Annotated in this window: 6 protein-coding genes; 2 read left to right on the plus strand and 4 right to left on the minus strand. The window is 61.9% G+C overall.

What is annotated here, in order from left to right; translation table 11 throughout:
* Positions 1–9: 9 nt before the first annotated feature.
* On the minus strand, positions 10–1,707 hold the full coding sequence (locus tag G520_RS0120065; protein ID WP_028537214.1) for a PHA/PHB synthase family protein: 1,698 nt from the start codon (positions 1,705–1,707) through the stop codon (positions 10–12).
* 307 nt (positions 1,708–2,014) lie between these two features.
* On the opposite strand from G520_RS0120065, the gene tyrS reads away from it, so the two are divergent.
* Positions 2,015–3,301 (plus strand): tyrosine--tRNA ligase, encoded by a 1,287-nt coding sequence (tyrS, locus tag G520_RS0120070; RefSeq protein WP_036666672.1) that lies wholly within the window; start codon positions 2,015–2,017, stop codon positions 3,299–3,301.
* A gap of 89 nt (positions 3,302–3,390) precedes the next feature.
* Here tyrS and G520_RS0120075 read toward each other — a convergent pair whose 3' ends face one another.
* Positions 3,391–3,798, minus strand: coding sequence for a DoxX family protein (locus G520_RS0120075; protein WP_028537216.1), 408 nt, complete (start codon positions 3,796–3,798; stop codon positions 3,391–3,393).
* A 128-nt stretch (positions 3,799–3,926) separates the two neighbouring features.
* Here G520_RS0120075 and G520_RS0120080 point away from each other — a divergent pair, with 128 nt between their 5' ends.
* Positions 3,927–4,832 carry a LysR family transcriptional regulator gene (locus tag G520_RS0120080; RefSeq protein ID WP_028537217.1) on the plus strand — a complete coding sequence of 302 codons (906 nt, stop codon included), beginning with the start codon at positions 3,927–3,929 and terminating at the stop codon, positions 4,830–4,832.
* A 33-nt stretch (positions 4,833–4,865) separates the two neighbouring features.
* Here the strand turns inward: G520_RS0120080 and G520_RS0120085 are convergent, their stop codons facing one another.
* Together G520_RS0120085 and G520_RS0120090 are read right to left on the minus strand one after the other, a co-directional pair.
* Positions 4,866–5,468, minus strand: coding sequence for a MarC family protein (locus G520_RS0120085; RefSeq protein ID WP_028537218.1), 603 nt, complete (start codon positions 5,466–5,468; stop codon positions 4,866–4,868).
* A 68-nt stretch (positions 5,469–5,536) separates the two neighbouring features.
* Positions 5,537–6,987: THUMP domain-containing protein (locus G520_RS0120090; protein ID WP_156877024.1), on the minus strand; the 1,451-nt coding region annotated here is incomplete at its 5' end.

A 6,987-nucleotide genomic window follows, 5' to 3' on the forward strand; every position in this document is an offset into this window, starting at 1 on the left:
CCTGCCTGCTTATTCCAGCACGTACTGGCCCGGCGCCGGGCATAGCGCCGGATACTTGCTATTGTCCAGCTTGAACTTGACCTCGGGCCCGCTTTTCGGCCGCAGCCAGTCGGCCCAGTTATTCCACCAGGAGCCGGGGTGGGCCTCTTGGCGCGAGAGCCACTGCTCGGGACTCTCGCCGTGCTCCGGCGCTTGCTGCCAGAATTGGCGTCGCGACTTGGGCGAAGGCGGGTTGATGATGCCGAGGATATGCCCGGAATTGGTCAGCGTGAAGGTCACCGGGCCCGATACGCGGTCTATCAGCGTCCAGGTTTGCCGCCACGGTGCAATGTGGTCCTCTTCCGCCGATACGATGTACAGCGGCGTCTCGATGCGCCCAAGGTCGATGGGGGAGCCTGCCAGAGTCAGGGCGTTGGGCTGGCACAGCTTGTTGTGCTGATAGAACTCATGCAGATAGAAGCTGTGCATGCGGGCAGGCATGCGCGTGGTATCCATATTCCAGTACAGAATATCGAAGGGGCGCGGCGTCTCGCCCAGCAGGTAGTTGTTGATCCAGTAGTGCCATATCAGACTATTGGCGCGGAGCATGCGGAAGCTGGCCGCCATATCCTTTCCATCCAGGTAGCCTTGCTGATCCATTTTGTAATCGACATAGTCCAGCCCGCTTTCCTGGACAAAGACGTCGATGTCGCCGGGCGCGGAAAAATCGGTAAGGGTGGTCAGCAAGGTGGTGCTGGCGATGCGGCTGGCTTCGTTGCGTGCGGCGAGCCAGGCGATGTAGGCCGTGGTCAGCGTGCCGCCGATGCAGTAGCCGGTGAGGTGGACCTGTTCGCTGCCGCTGATCGAGCGTGCGACATCGACGATGCGGGCAATGCCGTCGGTCAGATAGTCGTCGAAGCCGGTGTCCCGGTATTCCTCGCCCGGGTTTTTCCAACTGGTCACGAAGACGGAGAAGCCCTGATCTACCAGAAACTTGACCATGCTCTTCGAGGGGTCGAGGTCGAGCACATAGTATTTATTGATCCATGGCGAAATGATGACCATGGGGACGCGATGCACCTTGTCGCCGCTGGCCTGATAGTGCAGCACCTCCAGCAGCCGGCCGCGGTAGACAACGGCGCCTTCCGTGGTCGCCAGATTGACACCGACCTTGAACGCATCGCGGTCGGTCATGGCGATATCGCCGATGGCGGCATCGCGCAGAAGATTGTTGAATCCGTCACGCAGACTGGCACCGCCGGTCTGCCAGGCGCGCTCGAGCGCGGCCGGGTTAAGCGCCAGGAAGTTGGTGGGGGCGACCGCGTTCAGCCATTGGCGCAGCCAGAATGCCGCGCGCTTGCTTTCTTCCGGCGATAGCCCCGGCGTGGCGAACAGGGAATCTTGCAGCCAGCGGGTGTTGAACAGATACCAGTTTTTCAGAATAACCCACTGTGCTTCGTTCTGCCAGCTGCTGGCCTTGAACCGCTCGTCTTCGCTATGCGCCGAGAACGGTTCGCTGCAGTCGCCGCCGAGAAGGCTGGCCCAGGACACCCCTTGCCAGCGTAGCGCATCCCCCCACCAGTGTTCCCATGCCGCCGCCAGTTCCGAGGGATGTTCGAGCCAGGCATGTTGCGCTTTGTTGATGATGGGGCCGAGTTGAAACGGATCGAAGGTCTTTTGCCAGTTTTCTGTCCAGGGATTGGCACTGGCCGCGAGCGATGATGACATTTCATCATTTCCATTTGAATTACTTAATTCAGCTTAGGCGACTAATTTAGGGTTGCCAGGCCGATATGCCGCACTGCGGCTAAATAGGATATGATTTCCCCGATCATGTCATCCCTGCTCAGGCTGCCGGGCATTGCCGTCTTGAACCCGGCGCCGGGTGTCTGTACAGCCGAGCGTCGTCATGACCGGCTCGCGTCCTGAATGGCGGGCCTTGCCGGGATGGCCCGTGCCGGCTGGGCCGGCGTAATGCGCTGTGACCGGATAGAAGGCGGGAGGCCGCTGTGGTGCTCCCTGATGGAGAATAGAATTGACGAATAAACAGAATCTGATCGAAGAGTTGCAGGAGCGCGGCCTGATCGCGCAAGTGACCGATGCCAAGGCGCTCGACGCCTTGTTGAGCGAAAAGAGTGTCACCCTGTATTGCGGCTTCGATCCCACTGCTGACAGTCTGCATATCGGCAGTCTGGTGCCCTTGTTGACGCTCAAGCGTTTTCAGCGCGCAGGGCACCGCCCGCTGGCGCTGGTCGGCGGCGCGACCGGCATGATCGGCGACCCGAGCTTCAAGGCGTCGGAGCGGCAACTGAATACCGCCGACGTGGTGACGGGCTGGGTCGAAAAAATCCGCCGCCAGGTTTCGCCCTTCCTCGATTTCGACTGTGGCGCGAATAGCGCCGCCATGGTGAACAACCATGACTGGTTCGGCTCGATGGACGTGTTGACGTTCCTGCGCGATATCGGCAAGCATTTTTCCGTGAATGCGATGATCAACAAGGAGTCGGTGAAACAGCGGATCAACCGCGACGAGTCCGGGATTTCCTTCACCGAGTTTTCTTATAGCCTGCTGCAAGGGTACGACTTTGCACGACTCAACAGCGACTTCGATTGTCAGCTGCAGCTTGGCGGCTCCGATCAATGGGGCAATATCACCGCCGGCATCGATCTGACCCGTCGCCTTAACCGGCAACCGGTGTATGGTCTGACCCTGCCCCTGGTGACCAAGGCGGATGGCACCAAGTTTGGCAAGACCGAGAGCGGTACCGTGTGGCTGGACGCGAAGAAGACTTCCCCCTACAAGTTCTACCAGTTCTGGCTCGGTTGCGCCGATGCCGATGTCTACCGCTTTCTGCGCTTCTTTACTTTTCTCGGTCTGGACGAAATCGCCGCCATCGAGGCGGAAGACAAAGCCAGCAGCGGCGCGCCGAAGGCACAGGCGATACTGGCCGAGCAGGTAACGGCGCTGGTTCACGGACAGGCTGCCGTCGAGGCTGCCACCCGCATCAGCCAAAGCCTGTTCGCCGAAGATCAGGAATCGCTGACGGAAGACGATTTCGAACAACTCGCGCTGGACGGAGTGCCCCATGTCGTGCTCGGTAGCGAGCAATGCGGTCTGATCGATACGCTGGTCGCCGCTCAGCTGGCTACGTCGAAAACGCAGGCGCGTGGGTTTATCGACAGCGGAGCGGTCAGCATCAACGGCCGCAAGGTCTCCGATCTGACCACCGTCGTCGGTGCCGACGATCGCCGCTTCGGTCGCTATACGCTGTTGCGCCGCGGCAAGAAAAATCACTGTCTGGTCAGCTGGACGGGCGCCTGATCGCACCGGTCTTGCCATGACCGCGGCCTTGCCTGCTCCTTTCTGAGGGGCAGGCAAGGCCGTTGTGCTGTGTTTCTGCTGGCGTGCGCTCAGCCTTTGATGGCGGCCGCGTTGCGGCCGTCGCCTAGGAAGAATAGCGCGAGTGAGGCGGCGATCAGAAAGGCCGGGTATTCCCAGCCTCCCCCCGCATTGGCGAACATCCAGCCATTATGACCATGTACCGTCACGATGGTGCCAGCCAGCAGCGGGATTAGCGCCAGTGCGATCCAGCGCGCGTAGAGGCCGCTCAACAGCAGCAGGCCGCCGCCGATTTCTCCGATCATGGCCAGGTAGGCGAACGCTGCCGGCAGGCCGAGGCTGGCGAAGTAGCCGACGGTGCCGGACGGGGTGAAGACAAAGAGCTTGGTGGCGCCATGCGCGAGGAACATCAGGGCCAGGGCCAGACGCAGGGTCAGGGCGGCATAGCGGGGCTGGGGGGTGAGGAGCGCTTTCATCATGGTTTCCTTGGTATCTAGTGGGGGTGCGGTATCCGGGGGGAGCCGCCAATCCATGCTGTCATTTAAGCAGACACGAACAAGTGAATAAATAGGCTTAAATTAAAGATATTGTTTACTAATGGATAATAATGGACCGATTTTCGGAAATTCGCGCGTTTGTTACGGTGGCTGAGCTCGGAAGTTTCGTCGCGGCATCCGATCGTCTTGAGCTGTCGCGCGCGATGGTGACCAAGCTGGTGTCGGCTCTCGAGGCGCGTCTCGGCGTGCGTCTGATGCACCGCACGACCCGCCGCTTGTCGTTGACCAGCGAAGGTGAAAGCTATCTGGAGGAAGCGTCGGCGCTGCTATCCGAACTCGACGATCTGGAATCGCGCCTTTCGGCCGGAGCGACGCGCCCGGCCGGGCGTTTGCGCGTCACTGTCCCGGTGTCGTTCGGCGTTCATTACCTGGGACGGCTGGTCAGCCGTTTTCAGGAGCGCTACCCGGAAGTGGTGGTAGAGCTCTCTCTCAATGACAGGCGTATCGATCTGGTGGAAGAAGGCTATGACGTCGGCCTGCGCGTGGCGCGGCTTACCGACTCCAGCCTCATCGCCCGTCGGCTGGCGCCGATTTCGGCCGGGGTGTGCGCGGCGCCTTCCTATCTGGAGCGGCATGGCATTCCCCTTGAGCCCGAGCAATTGTCACAGCACAACTGCCTGCTCTATACCTTGATGGATCAGCCTGGAGTCTGGGACTTCGCGGGCAGGGACGGCAACGAGTGCAAGGTTCGTGTCGACGGCAGCCTGAAGGCCAATAACGGCGATATGTTGGTCGACGCGGCTTGTCAGGGGTTGGGCATTGTCCGGCAGCCGCATTTCCTGGTCGATGCGGCGCTGCGCGATGGACGGCTGCTGCCGCTGTTGCCCGATTGGTACTGGCAGCATCTCGATTTGTACGCGGTTTACCCCGCCCGGCGGCACGTGCCGGGAAAGGTAAGGGTATTTGTGGATTTTCTGCTGGAATTCTTCGGGCGTCCGCAAAGCGAGTGGCGCTGAGCGCCGCGCCGCTCCACTCCCGCTTGGCCGGACTCAGTGCAGTTGGCGGATATAGCTGGCGAAGCCACTGAGCAGCATGTCGATCGAGACCGCCGTCAGCACCAGTCCCATCAAGCGTTCGAGTGCGGTAATCGCCTGATCGCCCAGCAGTTTTTGCAACCTTCCGGAAAACAGGAATACTGCGGTCGATACCAGCATGCACAGGGTCAGCGCGCCGACCCACTCCAGAATACGGGCGGGCTCGCGCGTCGCCAGCAATAGCACCGTCGCCATGGCCGAGGGGCCGGCGATCAAGGGAATCGCGATCGGAACGATAAACGGCTCGCCATGCATCTTGTCGCCGCCGAACACGCTGCCTTCTCCCGGAAAGATCATTTTCAGCGCGATCAGAAACAGAATGACTCCGCCCGCAATGCCGATCGACTGATCGCTCAAGTGCATGAGTTCGAGAAAGGTATGTCCGAAGAACATGAAAAACAGCAGCACCAGGAAGGCGATCAGGCACTCGCGGTAGACAACGCGACGGCGCCGTTCAGGCTTGACTTGCTTGAGCGCGGCGATGAACAGCGGGATATTGCCGAGCGGGTCGGTGATCAGAATGAGTAGTACTGTGGCGGAGAGAAATGATGTTTCCATGGCTAAACCGGATCGAAAACCGGCGGGCCAGGCCCGCCGGGTCAGTCGTAAGCAAGAGCCTGACCGGCTCAGGCCGGATCTTTGCGCGCGCTGCCTGCAATCAGGGGCAAGACGAACAAGCGGCACTCGAGCGCGCCGTTATACAGAGGCACCCGGCGTTTGACCGCGAGGCGAATCAGTTGTGCCAGACGCAAGTCGCCGGTAAACAGGTTTGCGGTCCAGCCGGCAAAATTCTGCTTCAGCCAGTCGCCCAGCTGCGGATACAAGCCGGCCAGCGTGTCCAGTTCGTCCATGCGTACGCCGTAAGGAGGGTTGCACACGATGAGGCCGCTGTCGGCGTGCGGGCGGGTATCCAGGATGTCGCAGACGTCGAGCTGCACCGCCTCGGCGAGATGGGCACGCTCCAGGTTGGATCGCGCCATCGCTATCATTGCCGCATCGTTGTCGGTACCGCGAATCGGCAAGGCGCGCGCGGGCAATGCCTTGGCGCGTGCCTGTGCCAGTTGGGCATCCCAGGCGCGCGCATCGAAGTCGGCAAATTTCTCGAAGCCGAAACGGCGCGTCAGCCCGGGGGCGCGCTTGAGCGCGATATTGGCGGCTTCGACCAGGAAGGTGCCGCTGCCGCACATCGGGTCGAGCAAGGCTTGCTCGCCGTTGTAGCCGGCGAGTAGCAGGATGCCGGCGGCCAGATTCTCGCGCAGGGGGGCGTCGCCGGTTTCCTGACGCCAGCCACGCTTGAACAGGGCGTCGCCGCTCGTATCGAGGTAGACGGAGGCCTTGTCCGGCGAAATAAAGACATGGATGCGGATGTCCGGGTTGCGCGTATCGACATTGGGCCGGCCGAGCGCTGCCTGGCGGAAGCGGTCGCATACCGCATCTTTTACCGTCAGTGAAACGAAGTCCAGGCTCTTGACGCGGGCGCCGACGCCATCGGTCTTGACTTTGATGCTGCGGGTGACGTCGAAATGATGTGGCCAATCGACCTGCATTGCCAGGGCGTTGATATCGCGCTCGTCGCGGTACGGGCCTTGCGCCAGGCACAGCAGGATGCGGCTGGCGATGCGGCTTTCAAGGTTGGCGCGCATCATCAGCGCCGCGTCGCCGGCGAAGCTGACGCCGCCATCGCTGCGGCTGACTTCGCTGGCGCCGATGGCCGTCAGTTCAGCGGCCAATACTTCGTCCAGACCGCGCGGGCAGGTGGCAAACAAAGCCAGTGCGGCAGCGGCTCCGCGCGTGCGCGGGGCGGCTTGCGGGCCGTCGCCGCTGCGGCGAGGCGGGGTGGCCTCTGTCGGCTGCCCGCGGCGCATGGAGCGCTCGCCACGCTCTTCGGGCGCCGCCGGTGCGTCGGCGCGTTGCGGGCTTGCTGCCGGCCGTGCCGGCTCTGCATCCGGCTCGCGGCGTCGAATCAGCGATTTATTGATTTTCGGGGCCGGGGCACGCGGCAATTCGGGTTCGGCAGCAGGCGCCTCGCGCCGCTCGAAGGACTTGCGATCAGCGGGGGTGCTGTCGTCGCGGCGGG

The sequence above is a fragment of the Paludibacterium yongneupense DSM 18731 genome, from assembly GCF_000422925.1.
Taxonomy (GTDB): domain Bacteria; phylum Pseudomonadota; class Gammaproteobacteria; order Burkholderiales; family Chromobacteriaceae; genus Paludibacterium; species Paludibacterium yongneupense.

Excerpts from the sequence above, each read along its gene's own strand:
- G520_RS0120085 (WP_028537218.1), bottom strand. The coding sequence starts at position 5,468 with ATGGAAACATCATTTCTCTCCGCCACAGTACTACTCATTCTGATCACC.
- G520_RS0120065 (WP_028537214.1), bottom strand. The coding sequence starts at position 1,707 with ATGTCATCATCGCTCGCGGCCAGTGCCAATCCCTGGACAGAAAACTGG.
- G520_RS0120080 (WP_028537217.1), top strand. The coding sequence starts at position 3,927 with ATGGACCGATTTTCGGAAATTCGCGCGTTTGTTACGGTGGCTGAGCTC.
- G520_RS0120075 (WP_028537216.1), bottom strand. The coding sequence starts at position 3,798 with ATGATGAAAGCGCTCCTCACCCCCCAGCCCCGCTATGCCGCCCTGACC.